Annotated in this window: 27 protein-coding genes; 12 read left to right on the top strand and 15 right to left on the bottom strand. The window is 65.7% G+C overall.

The window, feature by feature from the left end:
* Nucleotides 1-154 precede the first annotated feature (154 nt).
* Both glmM and GGD62_RS29665 read right to left on the bottom strand, forming a co-directional pair.
* Nucleotides 155-1,498 carry a phosphoglucosamine mutase gene (gene glmM, locus GGD62_RS29670; RefSeq protein WP_018318287.1) on the bottom strand — a complete coding sequence of 448 codons (1,344 nt, stop codon included), beginning with the start codon at nucleotides 1,496-1,498 and terminating at the stop codon, nucleotides 155-157.
* A 220-nt stretch (nucleotides 1,499-1,718) separates the two neighbouring features.
* On the bottom strand, nucleotides 1,719-1,886 hold the full coding sequence (locus GGD62_RS29665) for a hypothetical protein (RefSeq protein ID WP_162832259.1): 168 nt from the start codon (nucleotides 1,884-1,886) through the stop codon (nucleotides 1,719-1,721).
* Between the two features lie 116 nt (nucleotides 1,887-2,002).
* On the opposite strand from GGD62_RS29665, the gene GGD62_RS29660 reads away from it, so the two are divergent.
* Nucleotides 2,003-3,139: an alpha-hydroxy acid oxidase gene (locus GGD62_RS29660; protein WP_018318289.1), complete on the top strand. Its 1,137-nt coding sequence runs from the start codon at nucleotides 2,003-2,005 to the stop codon at nucleotides 3,137-3,139.
* A gap of 119 nt (nucleotides 3,140-3,258) precedes the next feature.
* Here the strand turns inward: GGD62_RS29660 and GGD62_RS29655 are convergent, their stop codons facing one another.
* The 7 genes from GGD62_RS29655 to GGD62_RS29625 all read right to left on the bottom strand — a co-directional run bounded on the left by GGD62_RS29655 (nucleotide 3,259) and on the right by GGD62_RS29625 (nucleotide 11,514).
* Nucleotides 3,259-3,885 (bottom strand): hypothetical protein, encoded by a 627-nt coding sequence (locus GGD62_RS29655; protein ID WP_092254998.1) that lies wholly within the window; start codon nucleotides 3,883-3,885, stop codon nucleotides 3,259-3,261.
* 57 nt (nucleotides 3,886-3,942) lie between these two features.
* The gene (locus GGD62_RS29650) at nucleotides 3,943-4,782 is read right to left on the bottom strand and encodes a shikimate dehydrogenase (protein ID WP_183711675.1); all 840 of its coding nucleotides are present in this window, start codon (nucleotides 4,780-4,782) and stop codon (nucleotides 3,943-3,945) included.
* Between the two features lie 70 nt (nucleotides 4,783-4,852).
* On the bottom strand, nucleotides 4,853-6,595 hold the full coding sequence (locus GGD62_RS29645) for a SulP family inorganic anion transporter (RefSeq protein WP_183711673.1): 1,743 nt from the start codon (nucleotides 6,593-6,595) through the stop codon (nucleotides 4,853-4,855).
* 95 nt (nucleotides 6,596-6,690) lie between these two features.
* On the bottom strand, nucleotides 6,691-6,963 hold the full coding sequence (locus GGD62_RS29640; protein WP_026201995.1) for a helix-turn-helix domain-containing protein: 273 nt from the start codon (nucleotides 6,961-6,963) through the stop codon (nucleotides 6,691-6,693).
* A 302-nt stretch (nucleotides 6,964-7,265) separates the two neighbouring features.
* Nucleotides 7,266-9,314 (bottom strand): elongation factor G, encoded by a 2,049-nt coding sequence (locus GGD62_RS29635; protein ID WP_018318294.1) that lies wholly within the window; start codon nucleotides 9,312-9,314, stop codon nucleotides 7,266-7,268.
* Between the two features lie 209 nt (nucleotides 9,315-9,523).
* Nucleotides 9,524-10,003 (bottom strand): DUF992 domain-containing protein, encoded by a 480-nt coding sequence (locus tag GGD62_RS29630; RefSeq protein ID WP_183711671.1) that lies wholly within the window; start codon nucleotides 10,001-10,003, stop codon nucleotides 9,524-9,526.
* A 308-nt stretch (nucleotides 10,004-10,311) separates the two neighbouring features.
* Nucleotides 10,312-11,514 carry a pyridoxal phosphate-dependent aminotransferase gene (locus GGD62_RS29625; RefSeq protein WP_183711669.1) on the bottom strand — a complete coding sequence of 401 codons (1,203 nt, stop codon included), beginning with the start codon at nucleotides 11,512-11,514 and terminating at the stop codon, nucleotides 10,312-10,314.
* Between the two features lie 606 nt (nucleotides 11,515-12,120).
* Between GGD62_RS29625 and GGD62_RS29620 the strand changes: the two genes are divergently transcribed.
* From GGD62_RS29620 to GGD62_RS29595, 6 genes are all read left to right on the top strand, one after another.
* On the top strand, nucleotides 12,121-12,771 hold the full coding sequence (locus GGD62_RS29620) for a glutathione S-transferase family protein (protein ID WP_018318298.1): 651 nt from the start codon (nucleotides 12,121-12,123) through the stop codon (nucleotides 12,769-12,771).
* Between the two features lie 156 nt (nucleotides 12,772-12,927).
* Nucleotides 12,928-13,104 carry a hypothetical protein gene (locus tag GGD62_RS29615; RefSeq protein WP_018318299.1) on the top strand — a complete coding sequence of 59 codons (177 nt, stop codon included), beginning with the start codon at nucleotides 12,928-12,930 and terminating at the stop codon, nucleotides 13,102-13,104.
* 73 nt (nucleotides 13,105-13,177) lie between these two features.
* Entirely contained in the window at nucleotides 13,178-13,333 is a 156-nt protein-coding gene (locus tag GGD62_RS29610) for a hypothetical protein (protein WP_092255007.1), read from the top strand.
* A 129-nt stretch (nucleotides 13,334-13,462) separates the two neighbouring features.
* The gene (locus tag GGD62_RS29605; protein ID WP_092255011.1) at nucleotides 13,463-14,269 is read left to right on the top strand and encodes a PAS-domain containing protein; all 807 of its coding nucleotides are present in this window, start codon (nucleotides 13,463-13,465) and stop codon (nucleotides 14,267-14,269) included.
* Between the two features lie 71 nt (nucleotides 14,270-14,340).
* On the top strand, nucleotides 14,341-14,796 hold the full coding sequence (locus GGD62_RS29600; protein ID WP_183711667.1) for a GNAT family N-acetyltransferase: 456 nt from the start codon (nucleotides 14,341-14,343) through the stop codon (nucleotides 14,794-14,796).
* Nucleotides 14,797-15,048: 252 nt separating this feature from the next.
* On the top strand, nucleotides 15,049-15,990 hold the full coding sequence (locus GGD62_RS29595) for an aldo/keto reductase (protein WP_183711665.1): 942 nt from the start codon (nucleotides 15,049-15,051) through the stop codon (nucleotides 15,988-15,990).
* Between the two features lie 74 nt (nucleotides 15,991-16,064).
* Here GGD62_RS29595 and GGD62_RS29590 read toward each other — a convergent pair whose 3' ends face one another.
* The 3 genes from GGD62_RS29590 to GGD62_RS29580 all read right to left on the bottom strand — a co-directional run bounded on the left by GGD62_RS29590 (nucleotide 16,065) and on the right by GGD62_RS29580 (nucleotide 19,247).
* Complete coding sequence (locus GGD62_RS29590) at nucleotides 16,065-16,388, bottom strand: antibiotic biosynthesis monooxygenase (protein ID WP_018318304.1); 324 nt, start codon at nucleotides 16,386-16,388, stop codon at nucleotides 16,065-16,067.
* 85 nt (nucleotides 16,389-16,473) lie between these two features.
* On the bottom strand, nucleotides 16,474-17,688 hold the full coding sequence (locus GGD62_RS29585) for a DUF1501 domain-containing protein (protein ID WP_183711663.1): 1,215 nt from the start codon (nucleotides 17,686-17,688) through the stop codon (nucleotides 16,474-16,476).
* A 2-nt stretch (nucleotides 17,689-17,690) separates the two neighbouring features.
* Nucleotides 17,691-19,247 (bottom strand): DUF1800 family protein, encoded by a 1,557-nt coding sequence (locus tag GGD62_RS29580; protein WP_183711661.1) that lies wholly within the window; start codon nucleotides 19,245-19,247, stop codon nucleotides 17,691-17,693.
* A gap of 114 nt (nucleotides 19,248-19,361) precedes the next feature.
* On the opposite strand from GGD62_RS29580, the gene GGD62_RS41080 reads away from it, so the two are divergent.
* The gene (locus GGD62_RS41080) at nucleotides 19,362-19,565 is read left to right on the top strand and encodes a cysteine-rich CWC family protein (protein WP_246800340.1); all 204 of its coding nucleotides are present in this window, start codon (nucleotides 19,362-19,364) and stop codon (nucleotides 19,563-19,565) included.
* Nucleotides 19,566-19,736: 171 nt separating this feature from the next.
* On the opposite strand, the gene GGD62_RS29575 is transcribed toward GGD62_RS41080, so the two are convergent.
* From GGD62_RS29575 to GGD62_RS29565, 3 genes are all read right to left on the bottom strand, one after another.
* Nucleotides 19,737-20,435: a glutathione S-transferase family protein gene (locus GGD62_RS29575; RefSeq protein ID WP_183711659.1), complete on the bottom strand. Its 699-nt coding sequence runs from the start codon at nucleotides 20,433-20,435 to the stop codon at nucleotides 19,737-19,739.
* A 117-nt stretch (nucleotides 20,436-20,552) separates the two neighbouring features.
* Nucleotides 20,553-20,783, bottom strand: coding sequence for a hypothetical protein (locus GGD62_RS29570; protein WP_183711657.1), 231 nt, complete (start codon nucleotides 20,781-20,783; stop codon nucleotides 20,553-20,555).
* Complete coding sequence (locus tag GGD62_RS29565) at nucleotides 20,780-21,559, bottom strand: sulfite exporter TauE/SafE family protein (protein ID WP_183711655.1); 780 nt, start codon at nucleotides 21,557-21,559, stop codon at nucleotides 20,780-20,782. Before GGD62_RS29565 ends, GGD62_RS29570 begins: the two co-directional genes overlap by 4 nt.
* 268 nt (nucleotides 21,560-21,827) lie before the next feature.
* Between GGD62_RS29565 and GGD62_RS29560 the strand changes: the two genes are divergently transcribed.
* The 4 genes from GGD62_RS29560 (at nucleotide 21,828) to uvrB (ending at nucleotide 26,420) form a co-directional block, all read left to right on the top strand.
* Nucleotides 21,828-22,745, top strand: coding sequence for a LysR substrate-binding domain-containing protein (locus GGD62_RS29560; RefSeq protein WP_177237057.1), 918 nt, complete (start codon nucleotides 21,828-21,830; stop codon nucleotides 22,743-22,745).
* Nucleotides 22,746-22,847: 102 nt separating this feature from the next.
* The gene (locus GGD62_RS29555; RefSeq protein ID WP_018318312.1) at nucleotides 22,848-23,072 is read left to right on the top strand and encodes a hypothetical protein; all 225 of its coding nucleotides are present in this window, start codon (nucleotides 22,848-22,850) and stop codon (nucleotides 23,070-23,072) included.
* Nucleotides 23,073-23,130: 58 nt separating this feature from the next.
* Nucleotides 23,131-23,352 carry a hypothetical protein gene (locus tag GGD62_RS29550; protein ID WP_183236830.1) on the top strand — a complete coding sequence of 74 codons (222 nt, stop codon included), beginning with the start codon at nucleotides 23,131-23,133 and terminating at the stop codon, nucleotides 23,350-23,352.
* A 92-nt stretch (nucleotides 23,353-23,444) separates the two neighbouring features.
* The gene (gene uvrB / locus GGD62_RS29545; protein WP_183711653.1) at nucleotides 23,445-26,420 is read left to right on the top strand and encodes an excinuclease ABC subunit UvrB; all 2,976 of its coding nucleotides are present in this window, start codon (nucleotides 23,445-23,447) and stop codon (nucleotides 26,418-26,420) included.
* Nucleotides 26,421-26,445 lie beyond the last annotated feature (25 nt).

Genomic DNA, 26,445 nt, shown 5'->3' with positions numbered 1-26,445 from the left:
CGGGCTCCTCACCATGAAGGTCTGGATCTCGCCATGAAAAGGAATCGTAGGGTGGGCAAAGGCGCCCTCGCGCCGTGCCCACGATCCTTCGATGCCGCAACAGGAGCGTGGGCACGCTTCGCTTTGCCCACCCTACGGCAGGGTGCCTGGGACCTCAGGCCGCCGCCTGGCCGAGCGCCAAGACGATGGTGTCGACGACGTCCTCGACCAGGATGCGGTCTTCGCCCTCGCCCATGACGCGGATCACCGGCTCGGTGCCGGAGGAGCGGATCAGGAGGCGGCCGTGGCCGTTGAGCCGCTTCTCGCCGTCGGAGATCGCCGACTTGACGTCGGAATCGTCGAGCGGCTTGCCGCCCTTGTGGCGGACGTTCTTGAGGATCTGCGGCAGCGGATCGAAGCGGTGGCAGACTTCCGACACGGGACGGCGCAGCTTCTGGACCACCGCGAGCACCTGCAGCGCAGCGACAAAACCGTCGCCAGTGGTGGCATAGTCGGACAGGATGATGTGGCCGGACTGCTCGCCGCCGAGATTGTAGCCGCCGTTCAGCATCTGCTCGAGCACGTAGCGGTCGCCGACCGGCGTGCGGACCAGATCGAGCCCCTGCCCTTTCAGGAAACGCTCGAGGCCGAGATTGGACATCACGGTGGCGACGATGCCGGGCCGCGACAGGCGGCCGTCTTCCTTCCAGCTCTGCGCGATCACCGCCAGGAGCTGGTCGCCGTCGACGACATGACCGCGCTCGTCGACCAGGATAACGCGATCGGCGTCGCCGTCGAGCGCGATGCCGATGTCGGCGCGCATCTCGCGCACCTTCCGCGACAGTGCTTCCGGCGAGGTCGAGCCGCAATCCTTGTTGATGTTGAAGCCGTCGGGCTCGACGCCGATCGGCACGACGTCGGCGCCCAACTCCCACAGCGCTTCCGGCACCACCTTGTAGGCGGCGCCGTTGGCGCAATCGATCACAACGCGCAGGCCGTCGAGCGAGAGGTCGCGCGGCAGCGTGCGCTTGGCGAATTCGATGTAGCGGTCATGCACGCCGTCGATGCGGCGGGCGCGGCCGAGGCTCGCGCTCTGTGCCAGCCGCTTGTCGATGGGCTCGTCGAGCAGCTGCTCGATCTGCCGCTCGACGTCGTCGGACAGCTTGAAGCCCTGCGGGCCGAACAGCTTGATGCCGTTGTCCTCGAACAGATTGTGCGAGGCCGAGATCATGACGCCGAGATCGGCACGCATCGACTTGGTCAGCATCGCAACCGCCGGCGTCGGCATCGGGCCGACCAGCAGCACGTCCATGCCGACCGAGGTGAAGCCGGCGACCATCGCGTATTCGATCATGTAGCCGGACAGGCGGGTGTCCTTGCCGATCACGACCCGGTGGCGGTGGTCACCGCGCTGAAACGCAAGGCCTGCGGCTTGGCCGACCTTGAGCGCGAGCTCCGGCGTGATCAGTCCGTTGGCGCGGCCCCGAATCCCGTCCGTCCCGAAATATTTGCGACTCATATCGTCCCCCGAGCAACAACCAGGGGATCCCCTCTACAACCACGGGCTGCCCGAACGGGACCCGCATCCCTGATTTGCTAAACGTCTTATAATGCCTATGGGGCTAACTTGGCTTCAAAAAATATGATGAATCATTACGGAACCGGGGCGCCGCCGCTCCGACAACGTCTTGTTAACATTATATTTCCTACCCATGGCGCCGGTCGGGGTGGAACCCGATTTAATCGCTGCGCTTGACGTGGCCATCGCCGCGGCTCGGCGCCGGCTGGGTGACGTTGACGGGATCGGAGCCCGGAAAGGTCTCTTCCAGACCCTCTTCCAGGGCTTCCTCGAGATCACGCTTCTCCTTGATCTCTTCCGGCGAAGGTCCAGCGTGCGGCTTCGTCATGGCGCCCTCCTACAAAACGGTCTGCAAACGGATTTGGCTGTGCATCCAACCATGCTAGATGACCCCGAAATCTTCCGATGCAAGACTCTGGGTAGAAGACGGGCCGGGGAACGATCATGAAACATATCACCTGTATCGACGATCTTCGCACGCTGCATAAGCGCCGCGTGCCGAAGGCGTTCTTCGACTATTGCGATCGCGGCTCCTATGCCGAGGAGACGCTGCGCGCCAACCGCGAGGATATGCAGGCGATCAAGTTTCGCCAGCGCATCCTGGTCGACGTCTCCAAGCGCGACACCTCGACCACGATCCTCGGCGAGCCCTCGACCATGCCGCTGATACTCGCGCCCGTCGGCCTGCTCGGCATGCAGCATGGCGACGGCGAAATTTATGCCTGCCGCGCCGCGCAGGCCGCCGGTATCCCGTTCACGCAATCGACCATGTCGATCTGCTCGATCGAGGACATCGCCGCCAATGTCGAGAAGCCGTTCTGGTTCCAGCTCTACGTCATGAAGGACCGCGGCTTCATCAAGGAATTGATCCAGCGCGCGATCGCTGCCAAGTGCAGCGCGCTGGTGCTCACCGTGGACCTCCAGGTGATCGGCCAGCGCCACGCCGACATCAAGAACGGCATGACGGTGCCCCCCGAATGGTCGCTGTCGAAGCTGCTGGATTTCGCCAGCAAGCCCGGCTGGGTCTCCGGCGTGCTGCAGGGCAAGCGCCGCACCTTCGGCAACATCGCCGGCCACGTGAAGAACACCGAGGATCTCAATCGCCTCGCCGAATGGACGGCCTCGCAGTTCGACACCTCGCTGAACTGGAAGGACGTCGAGTGGGTCCGCAGCATCTGGCCGGGCAAGCTCGTCATCAAGGGCATCCTCGACGTCGAGGACGCCGAGGAAGCTGCCAAGACCGGCGCGCAGGCGCTCGTCGTCTCCAACCATGGCGGCCGGCAGCTCGACGGTGCGCCGTCCTCGATCGAGGTGCTGCCCGAGATCGCCGATGCGGTCGGTGACAGGATGGAGATCATGTTCGACGGCGGCATCCGCTCCGGCCAGGACGTGATGCGCGCGCTCGCGCTCGGCGCAAAATCCTGCATGCTCGGCCGCGCCTATGCCTACGGCCTGGGTGCCGGCGGCCAGGCCGGCGTCGCCAAGGCGATCGACATCATCCAGAAGGAGCTGCTCACCACCATGGGCCTGTGCGGCGTCAACCGGATCGACGAGATCGACGATCATGTCATCGCGATGTGACGGCAGCGGCGGTGCCGTAGGGTGGGCAAAGCGTAAGCGTGCCCACCAATCTGCGTAATGTGAGAAAGACGTGGGCACGGCGCTGACGCGCCTTTGCCCACCCTACGTTTGCTTTCTCATCACATCGGCGGCGTCAGGCCGTCGCGGCCGACGCTGACGCGGTTGGTCTCGAACGAGCCGTCGGGCAATTGCTTCATGAAGGCGATGACCTTTGCTCCGGGCTTCAACTCGGATTTGTCGCTCGGCACGAAGGTTACCACCGGCGTGTTGTCGGCGACGAACACCTTCTTCTCGCCGTCCTTGTACTTGACCAGCAGCGTATGGCCGTCATTGCCGACCACGCTCTCCGACACCGTGGCGTTGGTCATGCTCGAATTCGGCTTGAGGTCATAGGGCCGCGAGCCCTCGCCGGTGCCGCGCATGCTCTCCGGAAACACGTGGACCTCGACCGCGTTCTGGCCGCCGTCCGGTCCGGGCACGGTGGTGGCGCCGACGAAGGAGCCGACCTTGATGTCGGCGAGTGAAATTTTGGTAATCCCCGAGACGTTCACGTCGGGAGCGATGCGTAGCTTGACGTCCTCGCCGCTGCGCGATTTGACCTGCATCGTGTCACCATTGACACTTTCGATCGTGCCGCGCACGCGCGTCGGCACCGGTGCCCTCTGCGCGTAGGCATAGAGGGTGGAAGCGGCCACCATCGCGACGGCGATGAGCGGACGTGTGAAAGTTGCACGTTGAACAGACATGACGGTCTCCGATTGTCCCCCAGGAATGGAGAACTCCGGACGACGCGTGCTATTCTCTCAAGTCTTTGTGAGATCGGCCTCGACCAGCGCCCGCAGCTCGGCCGTGACCTCCGGCCGCCGGCCGAACCACAGCTCGAAACCGCGCACCGCCTGGTGCAGCAGCATGCCGAGCCCGTCTGCCGTCTTCAGGCCACGCGCCGTTGCGGCGGCGAGCAGCGGCGTCACCAGCGGCACATAGACGAGGTCGGCGACCACCGCCGCCTGCGGCAGGCGCGCGACATCAACATCGAGTGAGGGCTGGCCGTGCATGCCGAGCGAGGTCGTGTTCACGAGAAGTTTTGCGCGCGGCAGCACGTCGTCGATCTCGTCCCACGTCACGGGATGCACGTTCGGCCCGAACTGTCGTGCCAGCGTCTCGGCCCGCGCGATGGTGCGATTGGCAAGATGGATGTGCTTGATCCCGCGCTCGAGCAGGCCGAACACGACCGCCCGCGAGGAGCCGCCGGCGCCGAGCACCAGCGCCTCCTCGGAGGCATCCCAACCGGGCGCGCTGGCGTCGAGATTGCCGATGAAACCTTCGACGTCGGTGTTGGTCGAGCGTAGCTCGCCGTCGGCAAACCACAGCGTGTTCGCCGCGCCGACGGCCTTGGCGCGCGCATCTGGCGCCGACAGCGCCAGCACCTCTTCCTTGTGCGGGATGGTGACGTTGGCGCCGACGAAGCCGCGCAGCGACAGCCGCAGCACGAAATCCCTGAGATCCTCGGGTGGAACCGCTTCGATGACATAGCCGCCGGGGATGCCGAGCGTGCGCAGCCAGTAATGATGGATCAGCGGCGAGCGCGAATGCGCGGCCGGCCATCCGATCAGACAGGCTGCAGGAGCTTTGGGCGCGGTCATCTTTCCCTCGGGTCGTTTCCGAGGCGATCCATTTCGCGTCCCGTGGGGCCTGTCAAGCGTGCGGACGTCGCTAGTCCGCCGCAGCCTCGTCGGCCGCCCGGCCCTTGATGTCGGCGATCGCGCGGTCGAGGCTCTGGCGATAGCGCGCCCGCGGCGGCGTCACGCCATGGGTGAGCAGCGCGCGGCGGACAGCGGGCGAAGCCCCCGTGATGAACAGGCGGATGCCCTGGCGGTGCGCCTTGGCGGCGACGCGGCCCAGCACGTTGGCCGCCGTCGAATCCAGGAACGGCACCGCGGCGAAATCGACCACGAAGGCCTTGCGCTTGTCGGCGACCTCGTCGAGCACGCCTCCGATGGCGGAGGCCGCGCCGAAGAAGAACGCGCCGGTGATGCGATAGACCAGCACGTCGCGATCGACCGCAAGCGCGGGATCGTAGCGAACGCGATCGCCATTGCCGTCGTCGGGACGATCGCCGGCGACCAGCGGCGAGCGTTCCTCGATCCCCGTCATCTCCGCCATGCGATGGATGAACAGCACGGCGCCGAGCGCAAAGCCGACCAGGATGCCTTCGGTGAGATCGCGGAAGATCGTCAGCAGGAAGGTCGCGAGCAGCACGACGGCGTCGCCCCATGACGAACGCAGGAGCGTGGCGAATTCGTGCTTCTCCGCCATGGTCCAGGCCACCACGACCAGCACCGAGGCGAGCGCCGCCAGCGGAATGTAGCTTGCGAGCGGCGCCGCGATCAGCATGAACAGCAGCAGAAACACGGAATGCAGCATGCCGGCCAGCGGCCCGCGCGCGCCGGCGCGAATGTTAGTCGCGGTCCGCGCGATCAGGCCGGTGACGCAGATGCCGCCGAACAGCGCCGAGCCGATATTGGCGGCGCCTTGCGCCACCAGCTCGCAATTGGAGCGGTGACGGCGCCCGGTCATGCCGTCGGCGACCACCGCCGACAGCAGCGATTCGATGGCGGCCAGCAGCGCGAACGCGATCGCATCCGGCAGCACGGCGCTCGCCTTCGCGACCGAGAACGCCGGCAGCGCCGGTGACGGCAATTCGCGCGGAATGCCGCCGAAGCGCGACCCGATGGTTTCCACCGGCAGCGACAGCACGGCACACGCAACGGCCGCGATCACGACCGCGATCAGGATGCCGGGCCAGGACGGCCGCCAGATCCGCAAGGCCGCGATGATGGCGATGCTGACGATCGCGACCGCGACGGCGGATGGATTGAAGGTGTTGAGACCGCCGGCGAGCGCGACCAGCTTTGGAACGAACTCGCTGGGCTCCTTGCCCGCAAGCGTGATCCCGCCGAGATCGCGGAGCTGGCTGGCGAAGATGATCACAGCGATGCCGGCGGTGAATCCGACCGTGACCGGATAGGGAATGAACTTGATGTAGGTGCCGACCCGGAGCAGGCCCGCAGCGATCAGGAACACGCCCGCCATCAGGGTGGCGAGGATGACGCCGTCAACGCCGTGACGCTCCGCGGTCGCTGCGACCAGGACGATGAAGGCGCCGGCGGGTCCGCCGATCTGGAACCGGCTGCCGCCGAGCAGCGAGGCGATGAAGCCGCCGACGACAGCGGTGTAGAGACCGCGGTCCGGCGTCACGCCCGAGGCGATCGCGATCGCCATCGACAGCGGCAGCGCCACGATCGCAACCGTCAGGCCCGCGAAGACATCGGCGCGGAAGTCCGCGACGCCGTAGCCTTCACGCCAGACGGTGACGAGCTTTGGCAGATACAGTTCGGCAAAAGTCGGCTGACGCAGCTGGTGCAGCCGGCTTGCGTGATCGCTTGTGATGCTCATGCTCCGCTGCCCCACAATGCTCCACCGCATCGTGCGGCCGCGATCCGGACGCGACGGTGCGTTGGTTCAGTCTGCTCCGGGCAAGACCCGCAAGATCAAGCCCCCACCCGGCGCGGCGGCCCGGGCTCCTTCAGGCGGACGCCACGCCCGCCGCTGTCGCTGCGGACCTGCTCGCCGATCAGCTCGACGCCGGCCCGGTCGAACGCCTCGACCACCTTGATCAGGGTCTCGACCACGCCACGCACATTGCCGGTGCTAGCCTCCATCCGCTGGATGGTCGGCAGCGAAACGCCGGCGAGCTCGGCCAGGGTTTTCTGGTCAATGCCGAGCAGCGCGCGGGCTGCCCGCATCTGGAACGACGTGATCACCTTGGCCTCACTTACCAGAACTTATAAATGATATCTGAGACGTGTACAATGATGTAAAATACATCATATCGGACTTAAGGCAAGAGGTTGCCCAGCTACGCCGCCGTCATTGCGAGGACCCTTGCGACGAAGCAATCCAGAGTCCTGCCGCGGAACGACTCTCTGGATTGCTTCGCTTTTGCGGTTGGGGCGCGATCACTTGAAACGCCGCACGCGTAGAGACGGCCCCTCACCCACCCTCTCCCCGCGAAGAGCGGGGAGAGGGTGTGAGAGAGCGTGCGCCTCTGACTAAGCCAGCTTGATCACGCCGCGTGTTGATGCGCGGCGATGATCTGGTCGGCGGCGCGGCCGGTGACTTCGGCCATGTGGTCGAACGTGCGGGTGAAGCTGCCGGCGCCGGCGGTGGCGGAGCGCAGCTCCACGATCAATTCGCCGATCTCGGCTTCCGGCATCATGGCACGGACGCTGTCCCAGCCGCTCCAGCCGTCACGCGTGTCGAAGCCGAGGATCTGGCCGCGCCGCGCCGACAGGATCGCGTTGATCTTGGCGGTGGCGTCGGTCGGACAGACGATCTCGACCACGTGGATCGGCTCCAGCAGCACCGACTGACAATGCGGCAGGCCCTCGTTGAGTCCGATCCGCGCCGCCGTGCGGAAGGCGAGATCGGAAGAGTCGACGCTGTGATAGGAGCCGTCGGTCAGCGTCACCTGCACATCGGTGACGGGGAAGCCGAGCGGACCGCGCGTCAATCCGTCGACGACGCCTTCTTCCACCGCGCCGATGTAGTTGCGCGGCACCGCGCCACCAACGACCTTCTCGGCGAACTTGAAGCCCTCGCCGCGCGGCAAAGGCCTGATGTCGAGCACGACGTCGCCGAACTGGCCGTGGCCGCCGGACTGCTTCTTGTGGCGACCGCGCTGGACGATCGGCTTGCGGATGGTCTCCTGATAGCCGATGGCCGGTGGATGCGAGGTGATCTTGACGCCGAAGCGGTCGCGCAGCCGCTCGCTGGCGACGCGCAAGTGCATCTCGCCCTGCCCCCACAGCACGGTGTCGTGGGTCTGGGCGTTCATCACGATGACGAGCGAGGGATCCTCCTCGTGCAGCCGCGTCAGCGCCTGGCCGAGCTTGACGTCGTCCTTGCGGTCGGTGGCCGCAACCGAGATCGCGAGCACCGGCGGCGTCGGCTCCGAGACCGCGAGCGCCGCTGGCGGGGTCTTGCCGCTCGAGACCGTGTCGCCGGTCTTGATCGGATCAACCTTGGCGAGCGCCACCGTGTCGCCGGCTTCGGCCGCGGCACGCTTGGTGTCGTAGGCGCCGTTGACGGCGAGGATGCCGGAGATGCGGCCCGCGCCTCCGGAAGCGGATTGCAGCGTGGCGCCGTCGTCGAGATGGCCGGCGAGCAGCCGCGTCAATGACAGTTTGCCGCCATGCTGCGAATGCAGTGTCTTGAACACGAAGCCGAGCGCGTCCCTGGTCTCGGGCACACCGAGACGTTTTGCGGTCTCCGCAATGCCCGGTGCCTCGTGACGCAGCGCCTTCATCAAACGCAGTACGCCGTTCTCGCGCGCGGCAGCTCCCAGCAGCACCGGGCAGATCAGTCCCTCGCGCAATTCGCGGGCGAGATCGTCGAACACGGCATCGCGCGGCGGCTGGATGTCCTCGAGCAGTTGCTCCATCAGCGCATCGTCGTGATCGGCGAGCTTCTCCAGCATCGAGAAGCGGGCTTCCTTCTCGCGGTCAAGATTGCCGCCTTCGAGCGCGACCACCTCGGAGGCCTTGTGCTCGCGATAGATGAAGGCGCGTTCCAGCGCGAGATCGACGAAGCCCTCGATCAGCTCGTCCTTCCAGATCGGGATCTGGCGCAGCACCAGCGGCACGCGGGAGGCGGGCTGCAGCATTGCGAGCGACTCGCGGATGCGCTGGCTCGCGCGGTCGATCTTGTTGAGGAACAGGAAACGCGGGATCTTCAGCTCCTCCAGCTCGCGCAGGATGATCTGAAGCTGCGGCAGCTTTTTCTCGTCGGCCTCGCAGACCACGATCGCGGCATCGACCGCAGGCAGCGCGGCGCGCATGTCGTGGGCAAACTCGACGGAACCGGGACAATCCAGGAAGGTGTAGCTGTCGCCCATGAAACTCGTGGTGGCGGCAGTGAGCCCGACGGTCATCTTGTGATGACGGGCCTCGGGCGCAGCGTCGCCGACGGAAGTTCCGGCGTCGACACTGCCGGCACGCGGGATTGCGCCCGTTCGCGCCAGTATTGCTTCGAGAAGTGTGGTTTTACCGCTTTGGAAAGGGCCCACCAGCGCGATGCACCGTGGACCTCGGGGACTTCTGACGTCTTGTCCCATTCGCCGCCTCCTTGGTGTGGAGCTCGGCCCATGATTGGGTCGGCAACCGCAGATGCTCTGCCCGTCCCCGAGATTTGGCAAGCATCAAACGTCGCTGCGGTGCGTCGTCGGCTGGATTAGGTCTTAACGCGGCGAGTACGGCTGTCGGCTGCGTGTTCCACCTCTCCCCGGCGGGAAGAGGTGAAAGCAGCAAACACCGTCGTTGGGCGTCAACGGCCCGGACGAAGTTCCAGGCTCTCGAGGCCGGCGGCAATGTTGAGGCCGACCTGTCCCTGCACGCTGAGCGGCTGGAGCGCGATCGAATTGTTGGAGCCGCCGACCAGCACGTTGCCGCCCAAGCCGACACCGACCGAGGCGCTGCCCTGCGCGCCGGCATAATTGCCGGAGAGGTCGCCCGGGCCGAGCCGGTCGACGGGTGCGAACACGCCCCACGCCAAAGCCGTCTCCTGGGTGATGCCGATGTCGAGACCGACTTTGCGGATGGTCGCGACGTAACGATCGTCGGGCAGACCGTCGGCGCGCAGCACGCAGCCGAGATGGGTCACCGATCCCACGATGAAGCCGACGCTGGCGCCGCCGCGGCATTCGAGCACGCCCACCCGCGCCATCCGCTGCTGTGCACTGCCGCCCACGCTAGAGGCAACGAGGCTGGCGGCGGCGATCCCGGCGAAGATGAACGAACGGCGCATGAAATATCTCCGGCGATGAAGGGATGCGAGCAGAGAGAGCGCCACCCGCGTTGCGCGTCTATGCCACAAGAGTGCTGGAGGTGCCAGATCAGGCGCGGCGATAAGCGTGCAAACAATCCCGCCAATAGCGGACCTTTTCGCAGATATCGTAGGGTGGGCAAAGCGAAGCGTGCCCACGCATTTCTTGCGATCGAGAGAGATGGTGGGCACGGCGCAAGTGCGCCTTTGCCCACCCTACGATTCCAGACTCGCGGAGAGAACTCCCAACCCACAAGCGCGAGAAGAGAACACCGCTTGCCGCAACAATCTCAGCGCAAATTACCGCAGAAGCGCTGGATGCGCTTGCAGGCGTCTTCGAGATCCGAGGTCTTGGTCGCGTAGGAGATGCGGAAGGCCGGGCCAAGGCCGAAGGCTGAACCCTGCACCACCGCGACGCCTTCGGTCTCAAGGAGCTCGGTGACGAAGGTCTCGTCATTGTCGATCACCTTGCCGGACGGCGCGGTCTTGCCGATCGTGCCGGCGCAGGACGGATAGACGTAGAAGGCGCCTTCGGGACGCGGGCATTCGATCCCCTTGGCCTGGTTGAGCATGGAGACGACGAGGTCGCGCCGCTCCTTGAACACCTTGTTGTTGGCGGGGATGAAGTCCTGCGGACCGTTCAGAGCTTCCACCGCGGCCCATTGCGCAATCGAGGACGGGTTCGAGGTCGACTGCGACTGGATCGTCGACATCGCCTTGATCAGCTGCGCGGGGCCACCGGCATAGCCGATGCGCCAACCGGTCATGCAATAGGCCTTCGATACGCCGTTCACGGTGAGCGTGCGGTCGTAAAGTTTCGGCTCGACCTGCGCGACCGTGGTGAACTGGAAGTCGTCATAGACGAGATGCTCGTACATATCGTCGGTCATCACCCACACATGGGGATGCTTCACCAGCACGTCCGTGAGGGCCTTTAGTTCCGAACGCGTGTAGGCGGCTCCCGTCGGGTTCGACGGCGAGCACAGGATCACCCATTTGGTCTTCGGCGTGATCGCGCGCTCGAGCGCCTCGGCCTGGAGCTTGAAGCCGGTCGCGGCGGTGCAGACCACCGGCACCGGCTCGCCGCCGGCGAGCGCCACCATCTCGGGGTAGCTGACCCAGTACGGCGCGGGAATGATCACCTCGTCGCCCAGATTGATGGTCGCCATCAGCGCGTTGTACAGCACCTGCTTGCCGCCGGTGCCGACGATGATCTGGTTCGGCTTGTAGGCAACGCCGTTCTCGCGCTGAAACTTGGCGATGATGGCTTCCTTCAGCTCGGGAATGCCGTCGACCGCGGTGTACTTGGTCTTGCCGGCCTCGATGGCGCGGATCGCAGCCAGCTTGATGTTGGCGGGCGTGTCGAAGTCGGGCTCGCCGGCACCGAGACCGATGACGTTGCGGCCCGCCGCTTTCAGCGCGCGTGCTTTATCCGTGACCGCGATGGTCGCGGACGGCTTCACACGGTCGAGCGCAGCGGCAAGGAAGGACATCGTCATCTCCTGACAAGCGTCGAAAAGCCCTAGGCCTCACGACTCTGATTGTGGGAATGAGATACCCTAAAACGTGTGCCGCTGCGCCGCAAGAAACTTCGGCCCGATCTCGGAAAAACTTACGGATTTGGAGCGGTTCAAGCCGCGATTTCCAGCAATTTTCCGCAACTTTACCGCGCGAATCGCTCATATCCCGGAAGGCTTGTCCTCGGAGCAATTTTGCGTGTTGCGTGCTGAAGCGCCGTCATGGCCGGGCATAGCCGTCCGAACGACGGCGTCGCTTCTGCTCGCCTGTTTCCCGGCCATCCACGCCTCGCCCCGGCACGAAGAACGTCGATGCCCGGCGCACTGGATTGATGACGGCGCTCTCCCCCAATCGCTCGCCCTGCGCACAATCGCGCGAGCCAAGCGCGCGCATGCTGACGCAAGCGTGATCTGATTTGCATCGTCGCGCGGAAATGATCTTCCGCAGCGCTGCAGTGCGGTAGGGATTTCGAGTTTTTCTATTGGCCGGCCCTTGCGGCGGATTCGCATCGGCATCATTGTTTAGCCGCCTCGCGTGGCGACGAGCGCAGTGCCTCCCCGTCTTCCGGAATCATTCTCAGAATGTACAAGCTCTATTCGATGCAACGCTCGGGCAACAGCTACAAGGTCCGCCTTGCGCTGGCGCTGCTCAACGTGCCCTACGAAGCGATCGAGGTGGACATTCTGCGCGGCGAGAGCCGCACGCCGGACTTTCTGACCAAGAACCCGTCGGGACAGGTGCCGCTGCTCGAAGTCGGCGACGACCGCTTTCTCGCCGAGTCCAACGCCATCCTCTGGTACGTCGCCGTCGGCACCCCGCTCGCGCCCGAGAACCGCATCGACCGCGCCGAGGCGCTGCAATGGATGTTCTTCGAGCAGCACGCGCTGGAGCCGAACATCGGCGCCGCCTATTTCTGGCTGTCGCTGGTCAAGGGCGGGCGCGACCTCCAGACCCATTCGCTGGAGGACTGGATGGAGCGCGGCTATGGCGCGCTCCAGGTGATGGAGAACCACCTCAAGACCAACGCCTATTTCGCCGCGCGCCAGCTCACGGTCGCCGACATCGCGTTGTACGGCTACACCCACCTCGCCGATCGCTGCGACTTCGACCTCCAGGCCTTCCCGGCGATCCGCGACTGGCTGAAGCGGGTGGAAGCTGCGCCGGGCTTCGTGTCGATGGACTGGCGGCCGGCCGACGTCGACGACCCCGCCAGCATTGCAGCCGGTGCCTGAGCGCGCCCCTGCCCTCCGGCGAATAGCGGGTACAAAGGTGACGTTCGCCGCAATCCCGCCATTTTCCGCGCGATAGCCGCCGCAATATTGCCGGTTGAAACTGGGAAATTGTGGAAAGTCGCGGGTGATTCGCTCGCGCGTTGAAGGATTTAGACCATGATACGGGCGTCCGGCACGGCAGGCTTTCAGGGCCATCCCGCTACCGTAGCGTCTTCCCGGCTGACCAACGCGGTCGCGGCCTCGCTCGCCGTCGCCGCGCTCTCGCTGTGCCTGATCGTCACCCTGACGGTGCTGTCGACCAAGGCGACCATGGCGATGGGCCTGCCGGTCTGATTCCCGTTTCATCCTGGTCCAGCCTTCAAGGCGCCGTGTGCCTCGCGCCTTCAGGCATCGCGACGGGACGTCGATGAAATCACCTGTGGTAGTCGTTGCAATCACACTGACTGCGGCCATTTTGGTCGCGGCGTCGCTGTTGATTGTCGTCACGCGCAAGGGCCCGGGGATTTCGACGCTGAATGCGCCGGCGCTGCAACAGCCCCTCAAGCACGCCCACTTGGTCTAAAATCATCCGAAAACCTGAAGCTTGCACGCAAGCGGACCTTAAACACACCGCAGGAAAACGTATCGCGGTGGCGCAACGATCAGCCAGTGTTGCGACGTTACCTCGGTTCGGGAGGAGCGAGACGGGTCCATGCGGTTCGGATGGCGTGCGATCTCCGGTCCGGCGCTGACGGCAGCAGCCCTGCTGCTGACGATGCACTTCGATCGCTTCATCCCCTCGCCCGCGCCGCTGCTCGTGGGAATCGTGGCGCTCGCCGGCGCATTGTCGGGTCTCGCCTCCGCCATCGCCAGCGCGGCCGTCGCGGTGATCGGTGCGACGCTGCTCCTCCTCGGCCGCCACGGCGTTTCCGGCGCCACCAGTGCCGATCTGATCCCGCTCGGCCTCATGGCGATCACGGCTGCCGCCACCGCCGGCATCACCGGACTGATGCGCGAGCGGCTGCTCGGTACGGTCGCGGCCGAACGGCAGAGCCACGCCACGGCCGCGCGGCTGTCGGCCGCGCTCGATCAGGTCGATATCGGCATCGTGCTGCTCGATGCCGAGACGCGGGCCGAATTCATCAACCGCGCCTTCCGCGACTATTTTGCGGTGCCGGACGAGATCGCCGACGGCAAGCCGCCCTTCATCGCGCTGATGTATCACAGCCGCGACACCGGCGCGTTCGAATTGCCCGAGGACGAGCTCGGCACCTTCATCGCCCAGCGCATGGAGATGGTGCGGATCGGCGATGCCACGCCGATCAACATCGCCTTGCGCAACGGCGAGGTGCTGCGCTTCGTCTGCAACGCCCTGCCCGATGGCGGACGTATGCTGAGCTACACGCCGGTGACCGATCTCGTGCGCCACACCGATGCGCCCTCGCGCGCCGACTACTACCGCTCGCTGCGCGATCCCACGGGCCGCAGGCTGATCCGGCATCTGCGCGCCGCGGAGTGATGCGACTGGCGATTGATCGGCACGCCCGTCATCACGTATGAAGAACGTCCCATCGGTCGCAGGAAATCCACATGTCGCTCATCATTCGCGCCGTCACCAGGCAGGACTACGATCAATGGCTGCCGCTGTGGAACGGCTATAACGCCTTCTACGGCCGCTCCGGCCCGACCGCGCTGGCGGGCGAGATCACTGCGATGACGTGGCAGCGTTTCTTCGATGCCTATGAGCCGGTGCATGGATTGGTCGCCGAGAGCGACGGCAGGCTGCTCGGCATGACGAACTACCTGTTTCATCGCAGCACCACCGCGATCGAGCCGTCCTGCTATCTGCAGGACCTGTTCACGCTGGAAGCCGCGCGCGGCAAGGGTGTCGCCTCGGCGCTGATCCACGGCGTGTATGAGCGGGCGAAATTGGCGGGATCGCCGCGCGTCTACTGGCAGACGCACGAGACCAATCTCACGGCACAGCGCCTGTATGACAAGGTTGCGGAGCGTTCCGGTTTCATCGTCTATCGCAAGCTGTTCTGATCCCCATCCGCACCCTGTGGATAACTCCCGCTGTCACCCCCGCGTAACATAGCGGGACTACGCTGTGCCTGCGTCTGATCTGGCCCCCCGTCACCGATCAAGCGCCCCAAGCGGTCCCCGTCAGTCGCCGCGTCTGACAGGGGCCGCATTTTTTTGTCCGCCTTGTCAGCATGGCAGCAGCGCGGCGCGCGCCTTGCTGCTGCGGCGCACGATGGTCACAATGCGTGGCTGCTCTCTCTGACAGGATCTCCCATGGAAATTCGCAATCTCGGCGCCTCCGGCCTTCGCGTGTCCGCGGTCGGGCTCGGCTGCAACAATTTCGGCCAGCGCACGGATCTGGAGACCTCGCGCAAGGTGATCCATCGCGCGCTCGATCTCGGCATCACGCTGTTCGACACCGCCGACATCTATTCGAACATGGGCGGCTCGGAGACCGTGCTCGGTGCTGTGCTGGGCGACCGCCGCAAGGACATCGTGCTGGCGACGAAATATTCCAAGCCGATGGCGGAGGACGGAACCAAGCAGGGCGCCTCGCGCCGCTACATCATGGAGGCGGTAGAGGCCAGCCTGAAGCGGCTGAAGACCGATTACATCGATCTCTACCAGCAGCACGACTATGACCCGCTGACGCCGATCGAGGAGAGCCTGCGCGCGCTCGACGATCTCGTCCGCCAGGGCAAGGTCCGCTACATCGGCAATTCCAACTTTCCGGCCTGGCGCGTCGCCGAAGCCGAGTACGTCGCGCGCGCGATGAATGTCAGCCGCTTCGTGTCGTGCCAGGACGAATACTCGCTCCTCGTGCGCGACATCGAAAAGGACCTGCTGCCAGCAGCAACGGAATACAAGCTCGGCCTGTTGCCGTTCTTCCCGCTCGCAAGCGGCCTCCTGACCGGCAAATACCGGAAGGGCGAGGCCGCGCCTGATGATAGCCGCTTCGGCAAGGTGGAGCGGCTACGCGACCGCTACGTCACGCCGCGCAACGAGGATATCGTCGAGAAGCTCCAGGCCTTCGCCAAGGCCCGCGGCCACAGCATGCTCGAGCTCGCCTTCTCCTGGCTCGCCGCCCGCCCGCAGGTGTCCAGCGTGATCGCCGGCGCCACCCGCGTCGAGCAGATCGAGCAGAACGTCAAGGCGATCGCCTGGAAGCTCAGCGCGGATGAGATGGCGGAGATCGACAGGATCACGCTGGGCTAGAGCATGATCCGGAAAAGTGTGCAGCGGTTTTCCGGAAAGATCATGCTCAGACAAACAAAGGCCGGCGCGGCGCGCTACTTCGCGCCGCGTCCCACGGTCTGCATCACCTCGAAGCCCTCGAACTGGGGATGGCCGAGATAGAGCGGCTTGTTGTCGCCTGCCTTGTGGTGCGCAGCGCGAAACGCTTCGGACTTGGTCCAGGCCTCGAACGCGGCATGGTTCGCCCACACGGTGTGCGAGGCATAGAGCGTGTGGTCCTCGAGCTCGGGTCCGCGCAGCAGATGGAATTCGACGAAGCCCGGCACCTTGTCCAGATGCGTATCGCGGCCGAGCCAGACCTGCTCGAAAGCGGCCTCGGAGCCCTTGGCGACACGGAAGCGATTCATGGCGATGTACATGGGTACGGTTCTCCTGATGCTGCACCATTATCTCGTCATTCCGGGATGCGCCGCAAGGCGCAGGCCCGGAATGACGCGCGTGGGGTTAGGCGACCAATCCCTTCATCGGCCGTACTCCCGCACTATCCGGGAACACCGTCTCGGCCAGCACGCGATCGGACAGGCCGAACTGGCCCTGCAGCACGCCCTTGATCACGGAGCGCAGATCGGTGGTCGGCTTGAGATCGCGAGCTTCATATAAGTTCGCGAGCTTGAGGCCCGGCCAGTCGGAGATCACGCGGCCGCCTTTCACGGCGCCGCCGGCGAGCAGCGCGATCGTGCCGGTGCCGTGATCCGTGCCATCGGTGCCATTGATGCGCGCGGTGCGGCCGAACTCCGTGGCGACGACGACGACGGTGTCGCGCCAGCGCTCCCCCAAACCGCTTTGGAATTCGGCGAGCGCGCCATCGAGCCCGCCGAGCAGGAAGGCGAGACGCCCCACGGGGCCGCCTTCATTGGCATGGGTGTCCCAGCCATCGAAGGCGAGCGCGGCGATGCGCGGGCCATCGTCCGCCGCCATCAGCTTGGCCGCGCCGCGCGCGACCTGGCGCATCTGCGCCACCGCATTGCCGGGTTTCGGTTTCATGTCGTCTCCGCTCGCGGCCTTGTCGAGCTGAAGGCCTTGCGACAAGGCCATCGCCAGCGCGGGATCGCGATGACGGTAGAGATCGACGAGGCGCATGGCGGTGTCGTCATCGGCCTGCGGCAGCGCCACCGGGGCCCAGCCGACGGTCGGCGCATTGCCGCGCAGCACCAGCGGCGTGGTGGGCCCGACCGCAAGAGCGCTCGATACGCGCTCGCCGCGCGGCAGCGCTTCCAGCGCGCGGTTGAGCCAGCCGGACTGCACGCGGCCCGGACCGGCATAGCCGCTTTCGAGCACGTCCTGGCCGTCGAAATGCGAGCGGTCGCGATAGGGCGTCGCCACGGCATGGATCACCGCGGCGTGCTTGTCGCGATACATGCGCGCAAATTCCGGCATAGCCGGATGCAGCGCGAAGAAGGAATCCAGCATGATCGCGGGATGCGCGCCGTCAGAAGTGAGCGCGATCGAGCCGTGCAGGCCGGCATAATCGGGATCGCCGATCGGCGCGACGGTCGCAAGACCGTCGAGCGCGCCGCGCAGGATCACCACGATCAGCCTGGGATCGCGCCCATCGGCCGCGCGCGCGAATTTCGGCAAATAAGCCCAGGCCGCGAACGAGGTGCCGCCAAGCAGGAGACTGCGGCGCGAGGTGAGGAGCCGGTTCTCGGTGCAGTCCATCGTCACCTCCTCTGCATTTCCGGCGACATCAAGAGCAGCGCCAGCGCCTGCTGGCGCGACTCCGCGCGCTCGATGGTCCGCCGCGTTTCGATGGAGGCCGCATCCGCCGCTGCGAATTCCAGCAGATCCAGCGGATCGATGTTGGGCCCGAGCCGTGCGCCCATCTGCGCGGCGATATCGAGCCTGAGCTTCATGCCCTCGGGCGCAGCCCATGCGGCGCTGGTATCGGGGAAACCATTGGGGCCAGCCGGCGACCACAGCGGCTGTCCCAGCAGGTTGAGATTGTTCAGATAGGCGCCGGGATCCTCTGGCACGCGCGCGAGCAGCCGGCCGCTCGCGACCAGGAAATCATAGGGCGAGCGCATCTTGGTCAGCGGCGCCTTCCACGCCTCGTCGGAATCGACCAGCGCCGCAGCAAGCGCCTTGAGGTCGCCGTCGGACTTGACGAAGATTTCGCGCAACCGCGCAACCAGAACCGGCGGCGGATCATCGGCAACGAAATGGCGGACAAACTTGGTGGCGATGAAATTCGCGGTCGACGGATGGCGCGCGATGTCAGCGAGCGCGGCTTCGCCTTGCGCGAGGCCCGTCGCCTCGTAGCTCTTGCCGAGCAACATCTGCGCGCCGGGCTGGTGCGCATTGGTGTTGAACACGAAGGAGCCGGGTGTGCCGAGCTGCCCCTGTCGTCCGGCGAAGGTCCAGCCGGTAATGATCCGCGCGAGCGAGGTGACGTCCTCCTGCGTGTAGCCGCCACCGACGCCGAGCGTGTGCAGCTCCATGATCTCGCGCGCGAGATTTTCGTTCAGGCCGCGCTTGCGATTCAGGCCTGCGCGCGAATCCGGGCCGAGCGATTGCTGGTTGTCGAGGAAGAACAGCATCGCCGGATGCTGCTCGACCGCTTTCAGCATGTCGGCGAAGCGCCCGAGCACATGCGGCCTGATCGCCTCGCGCTCGAACGCGCCGGCCCAGATCCGCGCCAGCTCGCCCTTGGTCGCGGAAATGCAGAAATGGTTGGACCAGAACGCGACGAGACGCTCGGTGAAGCCGCAGGTGGCCAGCGTCGCGCGCTGCAGGCGCGCCAGCGCTTCGCTGCGGAAGGTCTTCTGGATCACGTTGAGCGGCTGCGGGGCCGGCTTGGCCGCCGGCGGTGCAGCCGCATTGGGCTGCATCGCGTCCGGCTTCGCCGCATTGTCCGCCGGCCTGGCCTCGGTCATCTGGCCGGCGACCTCCGTTGCTACCGCATTCAGCGAGAGATTGCGGCGGAGCCCGGGCTTCGGTTCACTCGGCGCAGGCGGCTGCGTCTCGGCGGGCGCAGCGGCCTTCGCCGCTTCGCGCGCCTGCCTGACCTGATCCTGATAGGCGAAGACGGCCTGCCCGAGTTGCTGGGTCGACTGCAGACCGGGCGCCTCCAGCAACACCCCACTCGCACGGACCAGCTCTGCCTTCACGAAACCGCGAGGATCGGAGGCTGCGTTGATGAGATCGCCCGAGGCGCCGCCGCGGGCGCCGAAGCCAAAACGGTTGAGCGCGACGAGCGCGGCTTGCGAATCGCGGGCCATCGATTTGTCCTTCGCGTGTCGGGAGCCGCTTTCGGAGTCCGCGCGCGACGCCTAATATACCGCAGCGACCGATGAACCCGACATGAAAATCACGGCGAAGCTTCGACGTAAATCATGACAAATCCGAAAGAATCCGCATCAACGGAACCGCGCCGCCTCGCCTGCGCGCGCTGCGGTACTGAGTTCAGCTGCGACCTCTCGGGCACCTGCTGGTGCGCGGAGGAAACCGCGAAGCTGCCGATGCCGGTCGAAGGGGAAGACTGCCTGTGCCGGGAGTGCTTGCGCAAGGCGGCGGAGGCGGCGAGCGCTACCCGTTAAGCGCGGGAGAGCCGCCACACCCTCAATGTCGTCCCCGCGAACGCGGGGATCCATACCCCCAGGGAAGAGTTTGGTGAAGACTCGTCGTGCGGTACTTCGACCATCCGCGCTCGATAGATCACGCGGTATGGATCCCCGCGTTCGCGGGGACGACATCGGAGAGAGTGTGCCTTACACCTCATGCCCCGGCGATTTCCGCGCCATGCCGTCGAACGCATCGAGCAGCTTTTCGCGCCAGGCATAAATGGGATCATCCGTCTCGAGCAGCTTGAACGGGCTCACCACGCGCGCCCACTGGAAGCCGCCGAACACGATGTAGTCGGCGTAGTTCGGCGTCTCGCCGCCGATGAAGGGCTGTTTCTTCAATGTCTGGCGCATCACCTCGAGCGACTTGCGGAAGGCGACCACGCCGGTGTCGCGACTTGCCATGACCTCTTCCAAGCTCTTGCCGCCGAAGCGCGCCTCGCGCGACTTGCGGAAATAGGCGGCATCGATCTCGGCGAGATTTTTCGGGATGTCGGCAACGATCAGCGGAAAGATGCCGCCGACCACGGCGATGTCGCCGAAGGCGTTGATCATGCGCGCCATGGCGCGGCCGCCCTCACCGCCGAACAGCGACGGACGGTCCGGGAAATTGTCATCGAGATAGGTCGCGATCGTCCAGGAGTCGACGACCGGTCTGTCATCGTGCAGCAGCACCGGAACCTTCTCCGACCCGTGCGGCGCAAGCGCGCCCTTCTCGGTGAAGCGCCAGGGCAGCGATTCCGCCGCGAGACCCTTGTGCGCCAGCGCCATCCGCGTGCGCCAGCAATACGGGCTGAAGGGACGCGAGGCGTCAGTGCCGACGAGTTCGTAGAGTTTGAGTGACAAAGGCGCCTCCACTGGCTCCGTCATTGCGAGGAGCTCTTGCGACAAAGCAATCCAGCCTGCCGCGCGGCGACATTCTGGATTGCTTCGCTTGCGCTCGCAATGACGATGTGGCGAGAGTTAGCGCCCGTTGGTTCGCAGCAATTTCTCGCCGCCCTCCGTCACCGCGATCACCAGCCCGAGACCGGGCAGCGTCTCGCGCGCGACGTAGCCGCGCTCGGCGGCATCTTCCCAGATGGTGAGGCGCGGGCACGAGGTCTTCCAGGTCGCGATCACTTCGGCATAGGCGCGCGGCTCGCGCGCGACCCATTCGACGAAGTCCAGCACCAGGGGATCGGCAGTCTCGTTCATTGCAAACCTCCCTTGTCGAAGGCGGCCAGCACTGGCGTGCGAACCATGAGCCAGCCGCCATAGGCGATGTAGTAGCAGGCAATCGTGGTGATCAGCTTGTTCGACCAGGCCACGAATTGCTGGTCGGTCATGGCTTCGAGGATGCGCCGCGCCAGCGTGGTGCCGAGCATCGAGGCAAGGATGGCGACGCCGGCGAGCACGGGATCGAGGCTCGCCGCCTGGTCGATGATGCCGCCGAAATAGACCAGCTTGGTGAAATGGCTGACGAGCTGGCGCATCGCCTTGGTCGCGACCTTCTCGCGCCGGCCGAAATCGCCGCCGAGGAAGAACGTGTCGAGCAGCGGCCCCGACACGCCGGTCATCAGCATCAAGCCCATGCAGATCGTGCCATAGACGGTGCCCTGCCAGAGGCGGTCCGGATCCGGCTTGATGTTGGCGGGCAACAGCCGCGCCATGAACGGTGTAACGCCGAGCAGCAGCAGCGCCATCGGCTTATCAGGCACGTAGCGGGTGAGCGACCAGGCCGCCAGCGCGACGGCAGCGCCGACCATATAGTTCGCAACCGGGCGCCAGCGGATATGTGCGCGCCACAGGAAGGCGCGCCAGCCGTTCGAGGCCATTTGCGTGATCGCATGCAGCACCATCGCGGTCGGCAGCGGCATCAGCGCCAGCAGCACGCCAATCAGGATCAGCCCGCCCGCCATGCCGAACAGCCCCGACAGGAATGCGGTGGCGACCATCAGCAATCCGAGGGCAGCGATCATGATGGGCGTCACGTGGGGAATCTCCGGTGGTGGCTCATCGTAAGGGACGCAGACTGTTTCACTCCCTCGCCCGGTTCTTACGGGAGAGGGTGGGGTGAGGGGCCGCTTCCGCAATCACGGTGGTAGATGGACTCGCGGAGGCTCCCCCTCACCCGCCGCGCTTTGCGCGTCGGCCTCTCCCCGCGCGCGGGGAGAGGCGAAGGAGAACGTGCCTCGCTTGCTCCTTCCGCGCAAACTGAGTTATCTTGGCCTGGCATCAGCTTTCCTGAGGGTTGGGCCTTTGCGGCGTCTGCTGTTTCTCAACGGCATCAAGGCATTCGAGGCGGCGGCGCGGACCGGCAGCTTTGCTGCGGCCGGGCTCGAGCTGAGCGTGTCTGCGGCCGCCGTCAGCCGCATGGTGCATCTCCTGGAAGAGCGGCTCGGCGTCGCGCTGTTCGAGCGCAAGGCCAATCGCCTGGTGCTGACGCAGCCCGGCCGCGCCTATCAGGGCGGCCTGACGCCGATCTTCGATGCGCTGGCCAGCCTCACCGCGCAGGTGACGGCGCCGGCAAGCGTCCGCGTGCTCACGATCGGCGTCGGCCACACCTTTGCGATGCGCTGGCTGATCCCGCGCCTGTCGGAGTTTCGCAGCGAAGAGCCCGACATCGAGGTGCGCTTTACCACCGGCGGCGCGTCGGTCCCGTTCGGCGAGGATTGGAGCTGCGGCATCAAGCTCGGCACCGGCGACTGGCCTGGCCTAGTCGCCGAGCCCCTGTTCGCCGGCGATCTCACGCCCGTCTGCGTGCCCCGTCTTGCGAGCGGCCTGAAGCGGCCGGCCGACCTGAAGGGACCGAGCCTGATCCGCGTCGAACATTCGCCGGAGGACTGGCCGATCTGGCTGAAAGCCGCGAACCTCACCCGCATCAATCCGCGCGGGCCGGAGTTCCAATTTTACGGCCAGGCACTGCAGGCCGCCGCCGACGGGCTCGGCATCGCCATGGGCATCCGCCCCTATATCGACGACGATCTTGCTGCCGGCCGGCTGGTCGCCCCGTTCGACCTCTCGGTGCCCAAGGGCATGCGCTGGTACCTGCTCTATCGCAGCTTTCAAACCGAGCACCGCGACTTTGCCGCGTTCCGCCGCTGGATCATGCGCGCGGCCTCGGAACCCGCCGCCCGCCCGGTCAAGCGGACGGGCCGTGTCGCCGCGCGGAACTGACGCCGGAGGCAAAAAAGCCTGCCGCTTGTGAACGACTTCACATTCCGGAATCCGCAAACGTGGTCCCCTGACCCTCCGAAAAGAAACGTGGGACCGACAAGAATGACGACCCTTTACGACGGCTTTGACATTGAATCCTTCGAGGCTGGCAAAGGCCTCTGGCACGCCCGCATCCGCCGCGCCGATCTCAGTCCCGTCGCCATCGACGGCGTGCTGTTTCCGGCTATGGAAGTCGGTTTCGCCTGGCCCGATCAGAACGCCGCGATCGCCGACGCCAAGCACCACATCGACCGCTTCCGCCGCCGGGCCGACAGCGACGACGAATAAGCGAGCCGGACGGCAAGCGAACCAGGGGCAGCGCAGCGTCAAAGGGGGGAACCGGGTCATGTCAGTCATCGAAATCGAAGACACGCCGCGGCCGAGAATCTACGCCCGCAATGTGCTGTCCAACTGCCCGGAATGCCACGGCGATCTTTCGGTGCTCCGCGTGATCGGCGGCCGCGCGGGGTGCGAGTACTGGACCATGCGCTGCACCGATTGCGGCGGCATCCATCTCGACGTTCTCAAGCCATATCAGGCGGGTGACGAGGACGGGCCGGCGGCGTGAGGCCGACCCTGCTGCCAACCTGCTGTCAGCAGGCTGCATGAGGACGGTCATTCACCCTTTATCGGGAGGCGGACTCATCCCATATTCGCCTCATGGCGAAGAAACCTGCATCCTCCGAAAAATCCGGCAAATCCCCCAAGACCAAGGCCCCGAACTCGAAGGCACATCGGCCTGATGTGCAGCCGATCGGGCCGGCGCTGGCCGAGCTGCTCAATCCCGCGATCAATCGCGGCGACGCCGGACTTGGCTCGGGCACCGGGCTGCAGCCGCCGCCGGACAATTCGCGCGACCGCCGCTCCGGCGGCGAGGCTGCGGCGCATCGCGCGCGGGCCTCGACGCCGAAGGAGTTTCCGCAGGACAGTGCGCGGCCGATGCCGCTGCGGCCCAACCCGCAGCCGGCGGGCGCCCGGCAATCCAGCGAAATTGGCGGACTGGAAGAAGCGCCGCAGGCCAATTACGGAACCGCGGCCACGATCCCGACGCTCGATCCGGAACTGGCGCGGCAGCTCGGCCTGCCCACCGAGGAGGACGATGCCGAGGCGCTGGCGCGTCCGCCGCGCAGCAAGATGGAGGCGCTCGGCGTCAAGGCGACCGCGGATGCGCTGGAGGCGCTGATCCGCGAGGGCCGGCCGGAGTTCCGCAAGAACGACGGCTCCACCAAGGTGTGGACGCCGCACCGGCCGCCGCGGCCGGAGAAGTCCGAAGGCGGTGTGCGCTTCGAGATCAAATCGGAATACCAGCCCAAGGGCGACCAGCCGACCGCGATCGCCGAGCTGGTCGAAGGCGTCCAGCGCAACGACCGCACCCAAGTGCTGCTCGGCGTCACCGGCTCGGGCAAGACCTACACGATGGCGCAGGTGATCGAGAAGACGCAGCGCCCCGCGCTGATCCTGGCGCCGAACAAGACGCTCGCCGCCCAGCTCTATGGCGAGTTCAAGAATTTCTTCCCCGACAACGCCGTCGAGTATTTCGTCTCGTATTACGACTATTACCAGCCGGAAGCCTACGTCCCGCGCACCGACACCTATATCGAGAAGGACTCCTCGATCAACGAGCAGATCGACCGCATGCGCCACTCGGCGACGCGCGCGCTGCTCGAGCGCGACGACGTCATCATCGTCGCCTCGGTGTCGTGCATCTACGGTATCGGCTCGGTCGAGACCTACACCGCGATGACCTTCGCACTGAAGAAGGGCGAGCGCATCGACCAGCGCCAGCTCATCGCCGACCTCGTCGCGCTCCAGTACAAGCGCACCCAGGCCGATTTCACCCGCGGCACGTTTCGCGTGCGCGGCGACGTCATCGACATTTTCCCGGCGCACTATGAGGACCGTGCCTGGCGCGTGAACTTATTCGGCGACACCATCGAGAATATCGAGGAGTTCGATCCGCTCACCGGCCACAAGCAGGACGAGCTCGAGTTCATCAAGATGTACGCCAACTCCCACTATGTGACGCCGCGCCCGACGCTGGTGCAGGCGATCAAGTCGATCAAGTTCGAATTGAAGCAGCGGCTCGATCAGTTGAACGACCAGGGGCGCCTCCTGGAAGCGCAGCGGCTGGAGCAGCGCACCACCTTCGATCTCGAGATGATGGAGGCGACGGGCAGTTGCGCCGGCATCGAGAACTATTCGCGCTATCTCACGGGACGCCGCCCCGGCGAGCCGCCGCCGACGCTGTTCGAATACGTCCCCGACAACGCGCTGATCTTCGCCGACGAAAGCCACGTCACCATCCCGCAGATCGGCGCGATGTTCCGCGGCGACTTCCGCCGCAAGGCGACGCTGGCCGAATACGGCTTCCGCCTGCCCTCGTGCATGGACAACCGGCCCTTGCGCTTCGAGGAATGGGACATGATGCGGCCGCAGACGGTTGCGGTGTCGGCGACGCCGAGCGGCTGGGAGCTGAACGAGAGCGGCGGCGTGTTCGTCGAGCAGGTCATTCGTCCCACCGGCCTGATCGATCCTCCCGTTGATATTCGCCCCGCCCGCACCCAGGTCGACGATCTCGTCGGCGAGGTCCGCGCCACCGCGCAGGCCGGCTACCGCTCGTTGATCACGGTGCTGACGAAACGCATGGCGGAGGACCTCACCGAATATCTGCACGAGCAGGGCATTCGCGTCCGCTATATGCATTCGGATATCGACACCATCGAGCGCATCGAGATCATCCGCGATCTGCGCCTCGGTGCCTTCGACGCGCTGGTCGGCATCAACCTCTTGCGCGAAGGCCTCGACATTCCCGAATGCGCGCTGGTCGCGATCCTCGATGCCGACAAGGAAGGCTTTTTGCGCAGCGAGACCTCGCTGATCCAGACCATCGGCCGCGCTGCGCGCAACGTCGACGGCAAGGTGATCCTCTACGCCGATCAGATGACGGGATCGATGGAGCGCGCCATCGCCGAGACCAACCGCCGCCGCGAGAAGCAGGTCGAGTACAATACCGCCAACGGCATCACGCCGGAGAGCGTGAAGAAGCAGATCGGCGACATCCTCAACTCCGTCTACGAGCGCGACCACGTACTGATCGAGGTCGGCGGCCACGACATGACCGACGACGTCATCTCGATCGGCCACAACTTCGAAGCCGTGCTCGGCGATCTGGAAACGCGGATGCGCGAGGCCGCAGCCGATCTGAACTTCGAGGAAGCCGCGCGCCTGCGCGACGAGGTCAAGCGCCTGCGCGCCACCGAGCTCGCCGTGGTCGACGATCCCACCGCAAAACAGCGCACCGTCGCGGGCAAGGCCGGCGCCTATGCCGGAAGCAAGAAGTACGGCGACGCCGCCAACCTGCCTGTCAGCGCCATGAAGAAGAAGACCGTTGGGTCCGCGCTGAAAGCCAGCGGCGGCGGAGGCGGCTCGAAGGTCCATAAGCCGCATCTCGACGAGATGCACGGGCCGGAGTCGTTGCCCTACCGCGAGAACCAGACCCTGCCGTCAAAGCCGTTCGGAAGTACGAGCCGGATCATCCAGCCGACGGATTCAAGGCAATCCGGTCCGGAGTTCGGGCCCGCACCGAAGTCGACGGGGGGACAGCCGGGAAGACGGGGTGGGTGGAAGAAGAGGTAATTGCCCGACAGCGGCAGGGGGCGTG

The sequence above is a fragment of the Bradyrhizobium sp. ERR14 genome (assembly GCF_014198235.1).
Taxonomy (GTDB): Bacteria; Pseudomonadota; Alphaproteobacteria; order Rhizobiales; family Xanthobacteraceae; genus Bradyrhizobium.
Note: the sequence above shows the minus strand (reverse complement) of the source record. Positions and strands in the feature narration are given on the sequence as shown.